Genomic DNA, 16,164 nt, shown 5'->3' with positions numbered 1-16,164 from the left:
GACGACGTCCCGCACCGTCCGGGCGGCTGCGTGCCGGACCATGCCGCCGCAGGCCCCGCGCCGCGCGACGAACGCGGCGGGGACGCATCTGCAGGTTTGCGTTATCGATACCACGCAATTGTAGACCCGATTGCAACCTGCGCACACGATTTTTTTTTGCATTCTTGTCGCGCCCGGCGGGCGGTTGCTGGATTTGCCGATTGGCGCCGGGCGGACGAGAAATCCGTGGACAGGCAGGCAACGGACGGCTAGTATCCGCGATCGATAACACGCGCCATTCTGCTCATCACGAACACCATGTCGACCCAACGCGCAGCCCATCGTCCCGCCTCTTTTCGCCGCCGCGCCGCCGCGCTCGCCGGCCTGTTGGCCGCAGCCGCCATCGCGACGGTGCCTTGCCGGGCGGGGGAGGCAGTGGCGTGGGGCGCCTGGACGCAATGGGGCGACCTGGGCAACGGCCGCTACCGTAATCCCGTGCTGCCGGCCGATTACAGCGACCTCGATGCGATCCGCGTCGGCGACGATTATTACGCCATTTCGTCGACGTTCCAGTTTTCGCCAGGGATGGCGGTGCTGCATTCGCGCGACCTGGTCAACTGGGAGACCGTCGGCCACGCGGTGCCCGACCTGACGCAGATTTCGCCGGAACTCGATTGGCGCCGGATGAACCGCTACGGCCGCGGCATCTGGGCCGGCACGATCCGCCACCACGCCGGCCGTTTCTGGATCTATTTCGGCACGCCGGACGAAGGTTACTTCATGACGAGCGCCGCCAAGGCGGAAGGGCCGTGGACGCCGCTGCAGCGCGTGCTGCCGGCGGCGGGATGGGACGACTGCGCGCCGTTCTGGGACGACGACGGCAAGGGATACCTCGTCGGCACGCATTTCAGCGACGGCTACAAGATCCACCTGTGGGAACTGGGCGCGGACAACGCCAGTCTGGTGCCGGGGACGGACGAGGTGATCTACCAGGCCAAGGGCAGCGAAGCGAGCAAGCTGTACAAGTTCAACGGCACCTATTACCACTTCTTCAGCGAAGTGCGGGGCGACGTGCGCGTGATGATGATGCGGCGCGCGCCGTCCATCCACGGCCCATGGTCGGAAAAGCGCCAGCTGATGCGGGGCGACACGGCGGCCATGGAGCCCAACCAGGGCGGCATCGTGCAGGGCCCCGACGGCAACTGGTATTTCTTCACGCACCACGGCAGCGGCGATTGGTCGGGGCGGGCGGCGAGCCTGTTGCCCGTCCACTGGATCGACGGCTGGCCCGTGATCGGGCAGCCCGACGCCGCCGGCATCGGCACCATGGTGTTGGAAGGCCGGATGCCGGCCGCGCCCTCGACGCGGCGCTTCCCGCAGGGCGGCACCGACGGCTTCGATAGCGCCGCACTGGGCCCCGTTTGGGAGTGGAATTACCAGCCGCGCGCGGACAAGTGGTCGCTCGCGGCCCGTCCCGGCCATCTGCGGTTGCACGCCTTTCCCGGCCTGGACGGCGGCAACCTGCTCAAGGTCGGCAACGTGCTGACACAGCGGGTCGTACGCGCGCGCGCGCCGGCGTTCGTCGCGCGGCTCGACCTCGCCGGCATGGCCGACGGCCAGCATGCGGGCCTGGCGCACTTCACCGCGCAGCCGTGGTCCGGCAATCCGGCCGCGTCGAGTGCGTCGGCCGGCGTCGTGATGGTGGCGGGCAGGCGGTACCTGGAAGTGTCGCGCGACGGCACGACCAAGCGGCTGCAGGCCTGGCCGTACGACCTGATCTGGCTGCGCTCCGCGTGGGGGCTCGACGGCAAGGCCACGCTGGCCGTCAGCGCCGACGGCCAGCGGTTCGTGCCTGTGCTGCCCGACTTCCGCCTGACGTGGGGCGCCTACCGCGGCAGCCGCGTGGGGCTGTTCACGTTCAATCCGGACGGGGAACGGGGGTACGTCGACGTCGACAGGGTGACGTACGCCATCGACGGCGCGGCCCGCTAGGTCAGGCCGAGCGGCGCTGGCGCACGTCCAGCCCGGAGCCCGTCTCGCGGCCGAGTTCCTCGAAGGCGTCGTGCGTCAAGGCCATCAGGCGCTCCGGATCGGGCACCATGGCCTGGTCGACGAACAGTGCCAGCTGCATCTGGCCCGCGTACGAAATGAGGGCCAGTCCGACGCCGATCATGCCCGCCTGCGGCACCCAGCAGATCACGTCCGTCATGCGCGCGCCCGCGAGGAAGCGGGTGCTGGCCGGTCCTTCGATATTCGTCAGCACGACGGAGCCCTTCGACGTGAACAGGTTCAGCGCGAGCCGCTGCAGTGCGCGCGGCAGGGCGCCGGCGATCGACAGGAAGGCCATCGTGGCGCGCGGCTGGTGCGAGCGCTTGATGGCGTTCATGCGCGCGCTCGACAGGCGCAGCCGCTCCAGCGGGCTGGCGACGTCGGTCGGCAGCGCGACTGCGACGAGCCCGAATTCGTTCCCGAGCTGGAACGCATTGCTCTTCTCGCGCAGGTTGAACGTGACGGCGGCGCGCAAGGTGCCCTCGTCGACCTTCTCGCCGCGCTCCAGCAGGTAGGTGCGCAGCGCGCCGGAGACGGCCGCCACCCACACGTCGTTGATCGTCGCGCCCATCTTGCGGGCGAGGTCGTGCACCTGCCACAGCGCGATCGGCGGCAGCCAGACGAGCTGCTTGGCGCCGGCCATCTTGTGTTTGAGCCGGGTGCGCGCATCGAACGGCAGCACGGCCAGCCGCGCGATGTGGTACGCGACCTTCAGCCACGACAGGCCGGCGCCGAGCACGAAGCACGCGGGGCTGCGCGCGCCGACGCTCCAGTGCGGATGGTCGCGCCGCGCGGGCAGCGCCGCGCCGTGGGTGTCCGTGTCGTCCGTCAGGTGGCGCAGCACGTGCACGAGCCCGAGGCCGTCCGTGATGCAGTGGTGGACGCGGAACACGATCGCGTGGCCGCCCTCCACGCGGTCGATCACGCTCATGTGCCACAGCGGACGGTTGTCCGCGAGCGGCGCCAGCGCCATGCGGCTCACGAGCGCCTGCAGCGCGTCGCGGCTCGTGACGCCGGCGACGGGCAGGTGCTCGATGTGCGCGTCGATGTCGAACGTGTCGTCCTTGACCCAGTACGGCACGCCCCAGCGCGTGCGCACGACCTCGGTGAAGCGGGGATAGTTCGGCAGGCGCTGCGCGATCGTCGACTTCAGCCGCTGCAGGTCGAGCGGCCCGGCGAACAGCAGGACGCTGTTGATGACCATCAGGTTACGGTCGCCATCCATGCGCAACCACGCGAAATCACGCCGCGTCATGCGCGTGCCGGTCTGTCTCTTCACTTGGGCGCTCCTCGGTGCTTTTTATTCCCACCCCTGTCCTCGCCGATCGCGGCGCGACGGGGTGTTCACTCAAGAATAATTTAGTGGCAACAACTTGTTTTGGATTGTGCTTGTTCCTGGAGGCCAAATTGATGCCTTTTGGAGTCAGCGCGGTGTCGGCAGGGTGCGTTTGACGGTGTCGCGCGTTGTCCGCGGACGACGAGGTCGATCACGACACAATGGCGTGTAGCATGGCGTGGTTTGAAACGAGGGAAGCGATGACTACGTGGGCATGGGTGGGCTCATCGGTGCGGGCATTGATCTGTTGCCCGATCTGCCTGCAATCCATGGTGGTCAACCCATCCCTTTCGGCGAGTTGTTTGTAGCGGTAATCTATGCCGCGATATCGGCCGCAGTGTTCCGGGGCTTGGCGGTGCGGCGGACGCCGCGCGGCGCCGAGACGGCCACGCGGCGCACGACATGACCGCAGCGACGCCTATTGGTAGGCCTGCAGTTCGCCCGTTTCCGACACCAGTGCGCCGGGGACCGCGGGCGTGGTCCCGCTGTAGGTGAACGTGGACGTGGATTTCAGCGCGCGCGAGCTCGTCCCGGAGGCGTCACGCCACAGGGTCACGGTTTCGGTCCGGGTCGTGCCGTTGACGGTCTGCGTGACGACGGACGTGAACTTGAACGCGGTGAACGTGCCCGCTGCGATGGTGATCGTTTCGACGCCGGCGAAGGTCCCCGATTGGGTATTTGCAGTGCCCGCACCGGCGCCGCACGTTTCGACGTAGTTGGTGTTCCACGTCTGGCCGGCTGTCAGCGGTGACGGCGCACCCGGATAGCCTTGGGTGACCGTGCAACTGACGGCGGCGCCCGTCGACGGCGTGACGGCCCACGACACGGCCTGGCCGTTGGCGTTGTACTGATAGTCCGTGGGATACAGGCTGTGGTCGACCGAACCGGAAACGGTTCGATTGTGGGACGGGTCTTCCTCATGCACGGCAAAGCTGCCGTCGGCACTCACCGCGGTGACGTCCTGCGTCATCGTCCTGTTGATCGTGCTGTTCAGATTGTCGGTCAGCGTTTGGGCAAAGACCAGGTGAGCGCCGGCCTTCGGACGCACGAATGAATACGTGGCCGGTGACGCCTGAGCCGGCGTGTTCGCGCCGCCACCGCCGCCGCATCCGGTCAGCACGGCGGACATCAACAGGCTTGCGGCGAAGGGTGTGCGTCTCATCGTTGCTCCAGTCTTGAATGGTGTTTGGATCGGCGCTGCGGGCGCAACTATACGCTTGTCAAACCAGAAATTAATTTCCGGAACATTACGATACAATTTGCAACTTTGCAGAGCCTGAACTGAGCGGGGTACGACATTCATGGAGTGGACTAAAGAGGATTTTCTGGTGTCGACGGATAACGCGCGACTGCAGCTTGGCGTGATCCACGACTACCTCACGCGCAGCACCTGGGCTGCGGGCATCGATGAAGCGACCGTGCGTAACGCAGTCGGGAACAGCCTGAATTTCGGCCTGTACGACGGCGGCCGGCAGATCGGCTACGCGCGGCTCATTACCGACTACGCGACGTTTGCGTACATGGCGGATGTCTTCGTGATCGAGACTTATCGGGGCAGGGGACTGGGACGCTGGCTCGTCGAATGCATGCTGGACTACCCGGGCATCGAACGATACCGGCGGCTGCTTCTGGCGACGACGACGGCCGCCTGGCTATACGAGAAGCTCGGCTTCTCGAAGCCGGATAATCCCGATCTGTTCTGGCAGGTCAATCGGCCGGATATCTATAGGAAGTAGTTCCGCAAAGTGGAGCAGGGCGGCTTACTGGTGCATATTTCCCTTGACGAAAGTCAGCCCGTCCGGTGCACAATGTGGTAACCGTCACGCGCCCTCACTCCATGACTTCCTTACCGCCCCATTTCCAGCCAGTCGCTTGCGACGAGCCCGGCGTCTATCGCACGTTATTGGAATCGACGAAGGCGATCCCGTGGCGGATCGACTGGGCCACGATGCGTTTCACGTACATCGGCCCGCAAATCGAAGCGCTGCTGGGGTGGAGCCCGGCAAGCTGGCAATCCGTGAACGACTGGGCCGACCGCATCCACGAAGAGGATCGCCAGAAGACGGTCGATTTCTGCGTGGCGCAATCGCAGCAGGGCGTCGACCACGAAGCCGACTACCGGGCCATCACGCGCCACGGCGAGTATGTCTGGATCCGGGACGTGGTCCATGTGGTTCGTCGTCCTGACGGCAGCGTCGGTTCCCTCGTCGGCTTCATGTTCGACATCACGGCGCGCAAACAGGCCGAAGAGAAGATTCTTCAACTGCAGCGCGAGCTCGAAATCCTCTCGTACCGCGACAGCCTGACCGGTGTCGCCAACCGGCGCATGTTCGACACCGTCTATCCCGCGCAATGGGCGAAGGCACGCGACACGGGCCACCCGCTGTCGCTCGTCATCGTCGACATCGATTACTTCAAGCAGTACAACGATCACTATGGCCACGTGCAAGGCGACGAGTGCCTGCGCCGTGTGGCCCAGGTGCTGGACACGGCCGCGTCGCATCCCGGTCACTTGTGCGCACGGCTCGGCGGCGAGGAATTCGTGCTGCTTCTGCCGGGAACGGACGCGGAAGGTGCCCGCATCAAGGCCGAGCGCTGCCGCAAGCTGCTGGCACAAGAGGAGATTCCGCATGCCCGCTCGGGGGCTGGCCGGCTGGTGACCGTCAGCCTGGGCGTCGGCACCATCGTTCCGGGCGCCGGCGACGATCCCGGCGTCTTTCTCGACCGGATCGACCGCCGTCTTTACCAGGCCAAGTCCGCCGGGCGCGACCGGCTGTGCGACGCCGAGGCATAAGGATCGACAAGGCTTCAATCACGGGCGACGCGCTCCAGGCGTTCCGCGCGCTGGGGCAGCAGGATCGCGAGCAAGAGCATGCCGGCGACGAGCGCACCGGACGCCGCGTAGCGGCTCAGCGCAAGACCGCCGGCGGCGACGGGCTTGTCGAGATAATCGCCGACCATCGCACCCAGGGGCCGCGTGAGGATGAACGCGGCCCAGAACAGTGCGGTGCGTGAAACCCGCGGCCACTGGTACAGCGCGACGACGACGAGCAGCCCGGCGCCGAACAGCGCGGCACCGCCGCCATAGCCGAAGCCCCATCCCGCGTCCGGATCGGCCACCCAGTCGCCCAGCGCCGTGCCGAGCGTCTGGGAAAACAGGATCGTGAGCCAGTAGAAGATTTCCGCCGCGCGGGTGTCGAGCCGCTGGATCGATACGGAGCCGAGGTTGCGGTGCCAGGCATACAGGGTTGCCGCCAGCAGCGCGCACAGCAGCGCGGAGCCGCCCAGGTAGCCGATGCCGAGCGAGCGGTCGCACAGGTCGGCCAATGTCGTGCCTACCGTCGTCGTGGCGACGATGACGGTCCAGAACAGGAACGGGTGGAAGCGGCTGGCGCGGATCTGCGCGGCCAGCGCGAGCGCCAGCAAGGCCGCGAACACGCAGGTGCCCGCGAGGTAGCCGAGGTTCATCGACATGGTGACGGTGTCGCCGGCCGTCTCGCCGAGCGTCGTCGCGAGGATCTTGATGATCCAGAATCCCAAGGTGACAGCGGGGACCTTGGCCAGGTCGGCGTAATGGCCATCACGGGCGGTGGCTGCTGAGCGCATGCGGACTCCTGAAAAGACGATGCGCCATCCTAGCCCAAGGCCGCGTCCGCCAGCGTGACGGGTCGGTAACGTCGTGTATCCGCCGACGCGATCGCATCCACGTTGGGTTACCGTGCGACGTCAATCGATAACATTCGTTATATTTAATTCAACATCCGGCCGCGTGCGGTCGAGCGATCGTTGGGTTGACGACATGACGACTACAAAGACAATCTATGGTGCGGTGCTGCTCGCGCTGGCGGCCGGCGCCGCCCGGGCAGACGACCCGGTCCCACCGCCCGCGCAGGACCCGCTGGCCGATCCGGCAGCGCGAACCCTTGATGACCGGCCGTACAAAAGCTATGGCGCGGCCGCGCTGGAAATCGTCGGCTTCCAGGTTGCGCTGAACCGCATCGACCACGCGTTCGTGCGTCCGGACGACTACGGCGTGAGCGTGGGGTCGATCCGGCGCAACCTGCGCAGCAGCTGGGTCGTCGACAAGGACCCGTTCGAGATCAACCAGCTGGGCCACCCGTACCAGGGGTCCGTGTACTTCGGCCTCGCGCGCAGCAACGGGTTGACGTTCTGGGAATCGCTGGGCTATGCGTTCGCCGGCAGCGCCGTGTGGGAGATCGCCGGCGAGACGACGACGCCGTCGCGCAACGACCAGATCACGACGAGCTTCGGCGGCAGCTTCCTCGGCGAGTCGTTGTACCGGATGGCGAACCTCGTGCTGGAGCAGGGCTACGGCCTGTCGCCGCGCTGGCGCGAGGCCGCCGCGGCCGCCGTGGCGCCGTCGGTGGGGTTCAACCGCTACGTGCAGCCGGGGCGCGCCGGCGCGATCTGGCCCAGCAACAGCCCGGCCGTCTACACGCGGCTGCAGCTGGGGGCGGGCGGCATCTCGCGGCGCGTCATCGGGCCGTCGCTGGCGCCGCGCCGCAACGAGCTCGCGGCCGATTTCGCCCTCGACTACGGCCTGCCCGGCAAACCGGGCTACACGTACCACCGGCCGTTCGACTATTTCCTGTTCCGCCTGCGGCTGTCGAACGTGCAGGGTGTGGAAAGCCTTGCCTCGCGCGGCCTGCTGGTCGGCGCACCGTATGCGGCCGGCAGCGCCGTGCGCGGCATCGTCGGGCTGTACGGCAGCTACGATTACCTGGCGCCGCAACTGTTCCGCGTGGCCAGCACGGGCCTGTCGCTGGGGACCAACGCGCAGTGGCGGCTGGCCGATGTCCTCGCGGTGCAGGGCCATGCGTCGGCCGGCGTCGGCTATACGTCGACGGGCACGATCCGCGCCAGCACGAGCGGGCAATACAACTACGGCTTCGCGCCGCAGGCGATGGTCATGGTGCGCCTGATCGGCGGCGACAAGGTGTCGCTCGATGCCACCGCGCGCGAATTCTTCGATGGCAAGCTGACGAGCCCCGAGACGGGCGGCACCGACCGCGTGTTCCGCGGCGACGCGTCGCTGACATATCGGTTCGCCGCCCATCACGCCGTGGCGCTGAAGTACATCACGTCGCGCCGCACGTTCTCGTTCACGGGCGTACCGGAACGGCAGCAGCGGCGCGACACGGTCGGGCTGTACTACAGCTATGAGCCGACCGGCGGCCTCGGCGCCGTGAACTGGTGACGTGAGCCCGCGCCGGGGCGGGAGTCGCAACCCTGCTCGTCGCGTTGTGAGAAACTTGCTATATTTTACGTTCCTTCAACGGCATCCCGGCCATGCATCGCATCGAAAAAACAGTCGTCTCCGCGCCCATGGACGGTGACTTGTGGGACCTGCTGGCCGCGCGCCGCCACGTCGGCCTGCGCCGGCTCCTGGCGCCGGGGCCCGACGACGCGGCGCTGGCGCGCATCCTGGAGGCAGCCGCGCACGCGCCCGACCACGGCCTGCTGCGGCCGTGGCGCTTCGTGCTCGTCCCGCAGACGCGACGCGACGACCTGGGCACCGTGTTCGAGGAAGCGCTCGCCGCGCGCGACCCGGCGGCCGACGACGCGGCGCGTGCGGCCGCACGCGCGAAGGCGCAGCACGCGCCATGCCTGCTCGTCGCGATCCTCGTCGACGATCCCGCGACGCCCATCCCGGGCACCGAGAAGCTCGTGTCGCTGGGCTGCGCGGTCCAGAACATGCTGCTGGCCGCGCAGGCCCTGGGCCACGCCAGCGGGCTCGCGAGCGGCAGCGCGCTGGAGTCGCCCGGCATGCGCCACATGTTGGGCCTGAACGCGCATGAGCGCGCCATCTGTTTCATCGGCTTCGGCACAGCCGGCGCGATGAAGCCACCGCGGCCGCGTCCGCAGCCGGCACAATTTTTTTCGAGCCTGTAGCGTCGGCGGGAGCCTTGGCCTTTGTCGTAGAAATTGCGACATCATCCGTGCGCGAAATGGCCTAAACGAGCATGGCGCTTGTCATATAGACAGCGAAAGTGTCTTTGTTATGACACAGTTGGCGCAATACACGAACATTCTCTACGGCAATGTTTTATAGTTCCGGTGTACGGCTTGATTTATCTTAAGCCTTGAGAGTTCTTTAGACACTGCCATGACCGCAGCCAATACCCAACATCCAGCGACCACGGACCGCGGCATCGTATGCGGACCGGCGAGGTCCGCCCCGTTATCGGTGCCGCCGTGCCCCGATGGGTACGTCGCACTGGAATGGCTCGAGCACGCACCCGGCTTCGTCGCTTGCCTCGCCGGTCCCGACTTCGTGTTTGTCCATGCAAACGACGCGTACAAGCGCCTGGTAGGGCGCGCGGACCTCGTCGGCCTGCCGTTCGACGTCGCGCTGCCGGACGTGGCGGCGCAGGGCGTCATGCCGCTGTTGAAGAGCGCCATGGCGACGGGCGAACGCCTCGTGCAGAGCGCGCGCCCCGTGCGCCTCGCGAGCCCCGATGGCGGCACCCAGCTGCGCTACGTCGACTTCGTCGCCCAGCCGATCCCGCACGGCGGGGCGCAAGGCGGCACGGCACTCTTGATCCTGGGCAGCGACGTCACGATGGAAACCGTGTCGCAGCGCGATCTGGAGTTCAGCCTCACGCACGACGTGGTGACGGGCCTGCCGAACCATGCGCTGTTCCGCGACCGGCTCGAGCACGCGCTGCGGCGCGCGGCGCGGGCCCAGCATCCGCTGCAGGTGGCCGCGCTCCGTCCCGACCAGGTCAAACGGGTCAACGCCCTCGTCGGGCGCAAAGGCGGCGAGCGCATCCTGCACGAGATCGCGCGCCGCATCGAGCGCGCGGCCGGGCCGGAGGCGACTGTCGCCAGCGACAAGGGCGACAAATTCCTGATCCTGCTGGACGGCGGGCAGCAGCCGCAGGCGGCGGCCACGATCCAGGACATCGTCCGCGCCGTGGCGGAGCCGTTGGACCACGCCGACCAGGCCGTGTACGTCACGTGCTCCGTCGGCGCCGCCGCGTTTCCCTTGAGCGGACAGACGGCGGACGGCCTGCTGCTGGCGGCCGACCGCGCCCTCGCGCGCGCGAAGGAAGCGGGTGCAGGGGTGGTGCGTTGGGACGACACGCCGCCGGACGGCGCCGACGTCGAGCGGCTGCGCCTCGGTTTCGCGCTGCGCGAAGCCCTGGCGGATGGCAAGCTGCACGTCCATTACCAGCCGCGCGTCGACCTCGTGACGGGCGCGATCACCGCGGTGGAAGCGTCCGTGCACTGGGACCGCGACGGCGAGAACGTGGCCCCGGCCACCCTGACGGGCATCGCCGACGAATGCGGCTTGAGCGGCGACCTGGGCAACTGGGTGTTGCGCACGGCGTGCACGCACGCGGCGCTCTGGCGCGCGCAGGGCCTGACGGCGGTGCGCGTTGCCGTGAATCTGACGGCGCACCAGTTCACGATGTGCGACCTGGAGCAGTCGATCGCGGCGGCGCTCGCGGAGTCCGGCCTGGCGGCGGACGGCCTTGACCTGGGGCTGACGGAAAACCTCCTGATGGGCGACATGGAGCGTGCCGTCGCGTGCCTGCAGGCGCTGCGCAACCTCGGCATCCGCCTGTGCCTCGCGGGCTTCGGCACCGGCTATTCCAGCCTCGCCAACCTGCAGCGCCTGCCGCTCGACGTGCTCAAGATCGACGGCTCGTTCCTCACGCGCGTGCCGGACGACGAGGGCGCCGCCGCCGTGGTGAACGCCATCGTCACGATGGGCCACAGCCTGGGCATGCGCGTCGTCGCCGACGGCGTCGAGCGGGAACCGCAGTGCGAATTCCTGTCGCGCCACATGTGCGACGAGGTGCAGGGCGGCTACGTGGCGCCTCCGTTGCCCCTCGACGCCATGACGGCCATGCTGCAGGCGGGCGCCGGCCTGGCGCCGCGCCTGCTGCGCTTCAACCGCACGCAACCCACGTTGCTGCTCGTGGACGACGAGCCGAGCATCCTGTCGTCGCTGCGGCGCCTGCTGCGCGGCGACGGCTACCGCATCCTCACGGCGAACAGCGGCAGCGAGGGCCTGCAGATCCTGGCGGAGAACGTCGTCGACGTGATCGTGTCGGACCAGCGCATGCCGGAGATGACCGGCGTCGAATTCCTGCGCAAGGTGCGACAGTCGTACCCGGACACCGTGCGCATCGTGCTGTCCGGCTTCACGGAGTTGCAGACGGTGACGGATGCCGTCAATGCGGGCGCCATCTACAAATTCCTCACGAAGCCGTGGGACGACGAGCAACTTCGTAGCCACATCCAGGAAGCCGTCGCGTACAGCGCGATGGCCAACGAGAACCGCCTGCTCGCGCTGCAGGTGCGCACGGCGAACCAGAAACTCGCCGCCGTGAACCGCCAGCTCGAGACGGTGCTGGCGCGCCAGCAAAGCGAAATCGAGCGCGGCGAGATCAGCCTGGACATCGTCCATGAGGCCCTGGACAATGTGCCCGTGCCAGTGCTTGCCAGCGACGACCTCGGTATCGTCGTGCTCGCGAACCGGGCCGCGCAAGGCATGTTCGCGGGGCGCGGGCCGCTGCTTGGCGGCGACGTGCGCCAGCTGTTCCCCGACCTGCCGGACCGCATGGCGCGCGGCGTCGGGTTTTCGTTCGACTACGAGCAGGACGGCAAGCGCTTCGCGGCCAGCGTGCAGCCGATGGGCAGCGGCAGCCAGTCGCGCGGCTGGCTGATCGCGGTCACCTTGGCGGCATGACGACGATGACACGGTTCCGAGCAGTTCCCGTCGACGAGGCCCGCGCAGGCACGGTCCTGCACGACGACGTGCGCGACGCGGCGGGCAACGTCCTCCTGGCCCGGGCCACGGTGCTGGACGGCGCGATGCTGCGTGCGCTTGCCCGGCGCGGCGTCGCGACGCTCCTCGTCGTCGCCGACGTGCACCATGGCGACACTGCGCAGGATCATCTCGCGGCGGAGCGCGCGCGCGTGCGGGCGCGCCTGGCGTACTTGTGCCGGCACGCGGGCGACGGGCCCGCGAACGGCAAGTTGCGCCTCGTCGTCGAGCAGTACCGCCTGGCGGGGCTGTCATGACGGCACGCGACGTCGCCTTCGTGGTGAACAATTTGCGCGACCTGCCGGCCCTGCCGTCCATCGTGCTCGACCTGATCAGTGCCTTCGGACGCGACGACATCGACGTGACGACCTTGGCGGACAAGATGTCGATGGACCAGGGCATGGCGGCGAAGATCCTGCGCATCGCGAACTCGTCGTTCTATGGCCTGCCCGCGAAGGTCAAGACGGTCAGGCAGGCCGTTCTCGTGCTGGGGTTCGACAATGCGCGCGCGCTGGCCGTCGCGAGCAAGGTCATCGATCACTTCGGCGGTGCGCACCATCCCCGCGTCGCGGAATTCTGGCGCCATTCGATCGCAACGGCGGTGTGCGCACGCAGCCTGGCACGCCACGCGGGCCTGGATCGCGATGCCGCGTTCATCGCGGGCCTGCTGCACGACATCGGCCGGCTCGTATTGGCCGTGGGTTTTCCCGTCGAGTACGCGCGCGTGCTCGACGAGTGTGGGGCCGACGAGGCGACGCTCGGCGAGGCCGAGCTGCGCATCCTCGGCGTGGACCACGAGCGTGCCGGGCAAATGTTGGCCGAGGCGTGGAATTTCCCGGCCGTGATCCGGCGCGCGATCGGCAACCACCACGCGCCGGCCGGCGCCGACCTCGCCGACATTCCCGGCGTCGTGCACGCGGCCAATGCGGTGGTGCTGGCGCTCGACCTGGACGGTGCAGTGCACGCCGCCGTGCCGCCGCTGCTGGACGCGGCCTGGGACAGCCTGGGCCTCACCGATTCACACCTGCTGGCCGCCTGCCGCGAGACGGAAGTACAGTTCGCGGAAGCGTGCCGCCTGCTGATGGGAAGCAAGGATCATGAACGATAACGTCGATATCGACAAGGTGGACGGGGCGGAGCGGGCAGCGGTCGAGGCCGAGCTGACGGCGCTGAACGAACAGCTGTCCATGGCCCAGGCACAGCTGCTCCAGTCGGAAAAGCTCGCGTCGATCGGCCAGCTCGCGGCCGGCGTGGCGCACGAGATCAACAACCCGATCAGCTTCGTGTTCTCGAATTTCGGCACGTTGCAGACGTATGTCGCGAGCCTGCTGCGCGTGCTGGCCCGGTACGAGGAGGCCGAACCGTTCATCGCGGACCCGGACGTCGCCCGTGGCATCGCCGACCTGCGCGAGCAGGTGGACCTCGCGTTCCTGCAGGAGGACGTACTGGCGCTGATGGCCGAGTCCCGCGACGGCATCGAACGGGTGCGCAAGATCGTGCAGGACCTGAAGGATTTCTCGCGCGTCGACGCGCACCAGCAGTGGCAGTGGGCCGACCTGCACCAGGGCATCGACTCCACGCTGAACATCGTCAACAACGAAGTCAAGTACAAGGCCGACATCGTCAAGGAATACGGCGCGATCCCGGAGGTCGAATGCCTCCCGTCGCAGATCAACCAGGTCATCATGAATATCGTCGTCAACGGCGCCCAGGCAATCGAGGGCCGGCGCGGACGGATCACGGTCCGCACGGGCGCGTCCGGCGGCAACGTGTGGATCGAGATCGCGGACAACGGGTGCGGCATCCCGCAGGCGATCCAGTCGCGCATTTTCGACCCGTTCTTCACGACCAAGCCCATCGGCACCGGCACGGGCCTCGGCCTGTCGCTGTCCTATGGCATCATACAAAAGCACCGCGGCCGGATCGACATGCAGAGCGAGGAGGGCGTCGGGACGACGTTCCGCATCGAACTGCCGATCCGGCAACCCGACGCGGACGACAGTACGGAGAAGCTGGCATGAATACGAGTGCGGCCATGACCTTGGACGAGCCCGTGGGCACGATCCTCTGCGTCGACGACGAGCCGAACATCCTGGCGTCGCTGCGGCGCCTGTTCCGCAGGGAGAATTACCGCGTGCTGTGCGCGGGCAGCGCCGCTGCCGGCTGGGCCGTGCTGGAGGAGGAGCGCGTCGACATCGTGATCTCCGACATGCAGATGCCCGAGGTGAACGGCACGGAATTCCTGGAGACCGTGCGCCAGCGCTGGCCCGATACCTTGCGCCTGCTGCTGACGGGCCATGCCGACCACGAGGCGACGGTCGGCGCCATCAACCGCGGCGAGGTCTATCGCTACATCACGAAGCCGTGGAACGAGGACGCCATCCTCCTGATCATCCGCGACGCGTTCGAACGGCAGGCGCTGCAGCGTGAAAAGGTGCGGCTGGAAGCGCTGACGAAGGAACAGAACGACCAGCTGCGCGAATTGAACGCGACGCTCGAGCAGCGTGTGCGCGAGCGCACGGCGGAGCTCACCTCGGCCCAGAAATCCCTGCAGGCATCGCACGAGCGCCTGAAGACGAACTTCCTCACCTTGATCAAGGTGTTGTCGAGCCTGACCGAGATGCGCAGCGGCGCAGTCGCCGGGCACGGGCGCCGCGTCGCCGACCTGGCCCGCCGGATCGCGCTGCGCATGGGGCTCACCGCGCGCGAGGCGCAGGACGTGTTCGTGGCCGGCCTGCTGCACGAAATCGGCAAGACGGGATTCCCCGACACGCTGATCGGCATTCCGGAATCGCTGCTGAAGGGCGACAACCTGGGCCTGTACCGCAAGTACCCGCACCTCGGCGAGGAGCTCCTGATGCCGCTCGAGGAATTGCGCGAGGCCGCGCGCATCATCCGCGCCCACCGCGAACGGTTCGACGGTGCCGGCTTCCCGGAAGGGGCGGCGGGCTTCGACATCCCGCTCGGCGCGCGCATCCTCGCCGTCGCCCACGACTTCGAGTCGCTGCAGCAGGGCGTGCTCGCGCAGCGGCGCATGGACGCTGCGCAGGCGACGGAGCTGGTGGCCGAAAGCCGCGGCAAGCGCTACGACCCAAGCGTCGTCGAGGCGTTCTACGATATCCGCACGGGCCGCACCATCGCGGAGGTGATCCCGGAAATCGCCGTGGGCGTGGCGCAGCTCAAGCCCGGCATGGTGTTGAGCCGCGACCTGCTGTCCGCGGAAGGCGCGCTGCTGCTGTCGGCCGACCACGTGCTGAGCGAGCGCATGCTGAAGCAGCTCGCCGAGTTCGAACGCCGCGCCGGCAGTGAATTGCAATTGTTCGTGAAATCGGGGGCCGCGGATGCGCCGCATACTCATTCTTGACGATGAGCCGTCCGTGCTGGCCGCGCTGCGGCGCACGCTGCGCGCCGCGTTCCCGCAGGACGACGTCGTGATCGAAGCCTTCGACGAGCCGGAACTGGCCGTGCACCGCGCGGGCGAGCAGGACTTCGACGTCGTCATCTCGGACTACCGCATGCCGGGCCTGAACGGCGCCGACGTGCTCCAGCTGGTCAAGGGACTGCAGCCGGACGCGATCCGCATCGTCGTCAGCGCCACGACGGAAATCCTCGACATCGTCGCCGCCGTCAACCGCGCCGAGGTGTTCCGCTACCTGGCCAAGCCGTGGGAGCAGGAGGAACTCGTGGCGACGGTCACGGAGGGGTTCGCGCGGCGCGACCAGCTGGCGGCGTCAAACAAGGCCAAGCCGGCCGTGCCTACCGCCGTGCCTACCGCCGTGCCTACCGCCGTGCCTGTCGCCGTGCTCGACGACGCCCCGGACGACGCCCAGGAGGCCGTGCTGCGCCGGCTCGAGCAGGAGGAGCCGGGCATCACGCGCGTGGATTGGGACGAGGATGGCAACATCCGCCTGTTCTGACCGCGCGGGCCGCACGGCCCCGACAAATTCATGCCCGGGCATTGGCAATCCGATGCCGCGGGACTAATATAGTTGCAATACGG

At 67.8% G+C, this 16,164-nt stretch carries 14 protein-coding genes; 11 read left to right on the top strand and 3 right to left on the bottom strand.

Translation table 11 applies throughout. The features are described 5' to 3' along the window. Positions 1-297 precede the first annotated feature (297 nt). On the top strand, positions 298-1,971 hold the full coding sequence (locus tag HAV22_RS01040) for a glycoside hydrolase family 43 protein (RefSeq protein ID WP_166855602.1): 1,674 nt from the start codon (positions 298-300) through the stop codon (positions 1,969-1,971). Position 1,972: 1 nt separating this feature from the next. On the opposite strand, the gene HAV22_RS01035 is transcribed toward HAV22_RS01040, so the two are convergent. Further along, positions 1,973-3,307, bottom strand: coding sequence for a wax ester/triacylglycerol synthase family O-acyltransferase (locus tag HAV22_RS01035; protein ID WP_371869498.1), 1,335 nt, complete (start codon positions 3,305-3,307; stop codon positions 1,973-1,975). A 475-nt stretch (positions 3,308-3,782) separates the two neighbouring features. Beyond that, on the bottom strand, positions 3,783-4,526 hold the full coding sequence (locus HAV22_RS01030; protein ID WP_166855600.1) for a hypothetical protein: 744 nt from the start codon (positions 4,524-4,526) through the stop codon (positions 3,783-3,785). A 139-nt stretch (positions 4,527-4,665) separates the two neighbouring features. On the opposite strand from HAV22_RS01030, the gene HAV22_RS01025 reads away from it, so the two are divergent. Further along, a complete protein-coding gene (locus HAV22_RS01025) occupies positions 4,666-5,100 on the top strand; it encodes a GNAT family N-acetyltransferase (protein ID WP_166855598.1) in 435 nt (144 codons plus the stop codon). 101 nt (positions 5,101-5,201) lie between these two features. Next, the gene (locus HAV22_RS01020) at positions 5,202-6,158 is read left to right on the top strand and encodes a sensor domain-containing diguanylate cyclase (protein ID WP_166855597.1); all 957 of its coding nucleotides are present in this window, start codon (positions 5,202-5,204) and stop codon (positions 6,156-6,158) included. Positions 6,159-6,172: 14 nt separating this feature from the next. Here HAV22_RS01020 and HAV22_RS01015 read toward each other — a convergent pair whose 3' ends face one another. Then, entirely contained in the window at positions 6,173-6,970 is a 798-nt protein-coding gene (locus HAV22_RS01015; protein WP_166855595.1) for a COG4705 family protein, read from the bottom strand. Between the two features lie 193 nt (positions 6,971-7,163). On the opposite strand from HAV22_RS01015, the gene HAV22_RS01010 reads away from it, so the two are divergent. The 8 genes from HAV22_RS01010 (at position 7,164) to HAV22_RS00975 (ending at position 16,081) form a co-directional block, all read left to right on the top strand. Continuing rightward, entirely contained in the window at positions 7,164-8,582 is a 1,419-nt protein-coding gene (locus HAV22_RS01010; protein ID WP_166855593.1) for a DUF3943 domain-containing protein, read from the top strand. Positions 8,583-8,674: 92 nt separating this feature from the next. After that, entirely contained in the window at positions 8,675-9,277 is a 603-nt protein-coding gene (locus HAV22_RS01005) for a nitroreductase family protein (RefSeq protein ID WP_229420999.1), read from the top strand. A 214-nt stretch (positions 9,278-9,491) separates the two neighbouring features. Continuing rightward, positions 9,492-12,086: an EAL domain-containing protein gene (locus HAV22_RS01000; protein WP_166855591.1), complete on the top strand. Its 2,595-nt coding sequence runs from the start codon at positions 9,492-9,494 to the stop codon at positions 12,084-12,086. 5 nt (positions 12,087-12,091) lie between these two features. After that, positions 12,092-12,421: a hypothetical protein gene (locus HAV22_RS00995; RefSeq protein WP_166855589.1), complete on the top strand. Its 330-nt coding sequence runs from the start codon at positions 12,092-12,094 to the stop codon at positions 12,419-12,421. Beyond that, positions 12,418-13,272, top strand: a complete 855-nt coding sequence (locus tag HAV22_RS00990) for an HDOD domain-containing protein (RefSeq protein ID WP_166855587.1) — start codon at positions 12,418-12,420, stop codon at positions 13,270-13,272. Before HAV22_RS00995 ends, HAV22_RS00990 begins: the two co-directional genes overlap by 4 nt. Beyond that, complete coding sequence (locus HAV22_RS00985; RefSeq protein WP_166855585.1) at positions 13,262-14,185, top strand: ATP-binding protein; 924 nt, start codon at positions 13,262-13,264, stop codon at positions 14,183-14,185. Before HAV22_RS00990 ends, HAV22_RS00985 begins: the two co-directional genes overlap by 11 nt. Continuing rightward, positions 14,182-15,528, top strand: coding sequence for a response regulator c-di-GMP phosphodiesterase, NosR family (gene nosR / locus HAV22_RS00980; RefSeq protein WP_166855584.1), 1,347 nt, complete (start codon positions 14,182-14,184; stop codon positions 15,526-15,528). The genes HAV22_RS00985 and nosR overlap by 4 nt, the downstream gene beginning before the upstream one ends. Beyond that, a complete protein-coding gene (locus HAV22_RS00975) occupies positions 15,506-16,081 on the top strand; it encodes a response regulator (protein WP_166855582.1) in 576 nt (191 codons plus the stop codon). Before nosR ends, HAV22_RS00975 begins: the two co-directional genes overlap by 23 nt. The last annotated feature ends 83 nt before the right edge of the window (positions 16,082-16,164 follow it).

Source organism: Telluria antibiotica (genome assembly GCF_011682055.1).
GTDB lineage: Bacteria > Pseudomonadota > Gammaproteobacteria > Burkholderiales > Burkholderiaceae_D > Telluria > Telluria antibiotica.
The sequence above is the reverse complement of the archived record's forward strand: the minus strand, read 5'-3'. Positions and strand labels throughout refer to the sequence as shown.

What these genes read in the sequence shown, in the direction of transcription:
- HAV22_RS01040 (WP_166855602.1), top strand. Translation starts at nt 298, where the DNA reads ATGTCGACCCAACGCGCAGCCCATCGTCCCGCCTCTTTTCGCCGCCGC.
- HAV22_RS01030 (WP_166855600.1), bottom strand. Translation starts at nt 4,526, where the DNA reads ATGAGACGCACACCCTTCGCCGCAAGCCTGTTGATGTCCGCCGTGCTG.
- HAV22_RS01025 (WP_166855598.1), top strand. Translation starts at nt 4,666, where the DNA reads ATGGAGTGGACTAAAGAGGATTTTCTGGTGTCGACGGATAACGCGCGA.
- HAV22_RS01020 (WP_166855597.1), top strand. Translation starts at nt 5,202, where the DNA reads ATGACTTCCTTACCGCCCCATTTCCAGCCAGTCGCTTGCGACGAGCCC.
- HAV22_RS01015 (WP_166855595.1), bottom strand. Translation starts at nt 6,970, where the DNA reads ATGCGCTCAGCAGCCACCGCCCGTGATGGCCATTACGCCGACCTGGCC.
- HAV22_RS01010 (WP_166855593.1), top strand. Translation starts at nt 7,164, where the DNA reads ATGACGACTACAAAGACAATCTATGGTGCGGTGCTGCTCGCGCTGGCG.
- HAV22_RS01005 (WP_229420999.1), top strand. Translation starts at nt 8,675, where the DNA reads ATGCATCGCATCGAAAAAACAGTCGTCTCCGCGCCCATGGACGGTGAC.
- HAV22_RS01000 (WP_166855591.1), top strand. Translation starts at nt 9,492, where the DNA reads ATGACCGCAGCCAATACCCAACATCCAGCGACCACGGACCGCGGCATC.
- HAV22_RS00995 (WP_166855589.1), top strand. Translation starts at nt 12,092, where the DNA reads ATGACACGGTTCCGAGCAGTTCCCGTCGACGAGGCCCGCGCAGGCACG.
- HAV22_RS00990 (WP_166855587.1), top strand. Translation starts at nt 12,418, where the DNA reads ATGACGGCACGCGACGTCGCCTTCGTGGTGAACAATTTGCGCGACCTG.
- HAV22_RS00985 (WP_166855585.1), top strand. Translation starts at nt 13,262, where the DNA reads ATGAACGATAACGTCGATATCGACAAGGTGGACGGGGCGGAGCGGGCA.
- nosR (WP_166855584.1), top strand. Translation starts at nt 14,182, where the DNA reads ATGAATACGAGTGCGGCCATGACCTTGGACGAGCCCGTGGGCACGATC.
- HAV22_RS00975 (WP_166855582.1), top strand. Translation starts at nt 15,506, where the DNA reads ATGCGCCGCATACTCATTCTTGACGATGAGCCGTCCGTGCTGGCCGCG.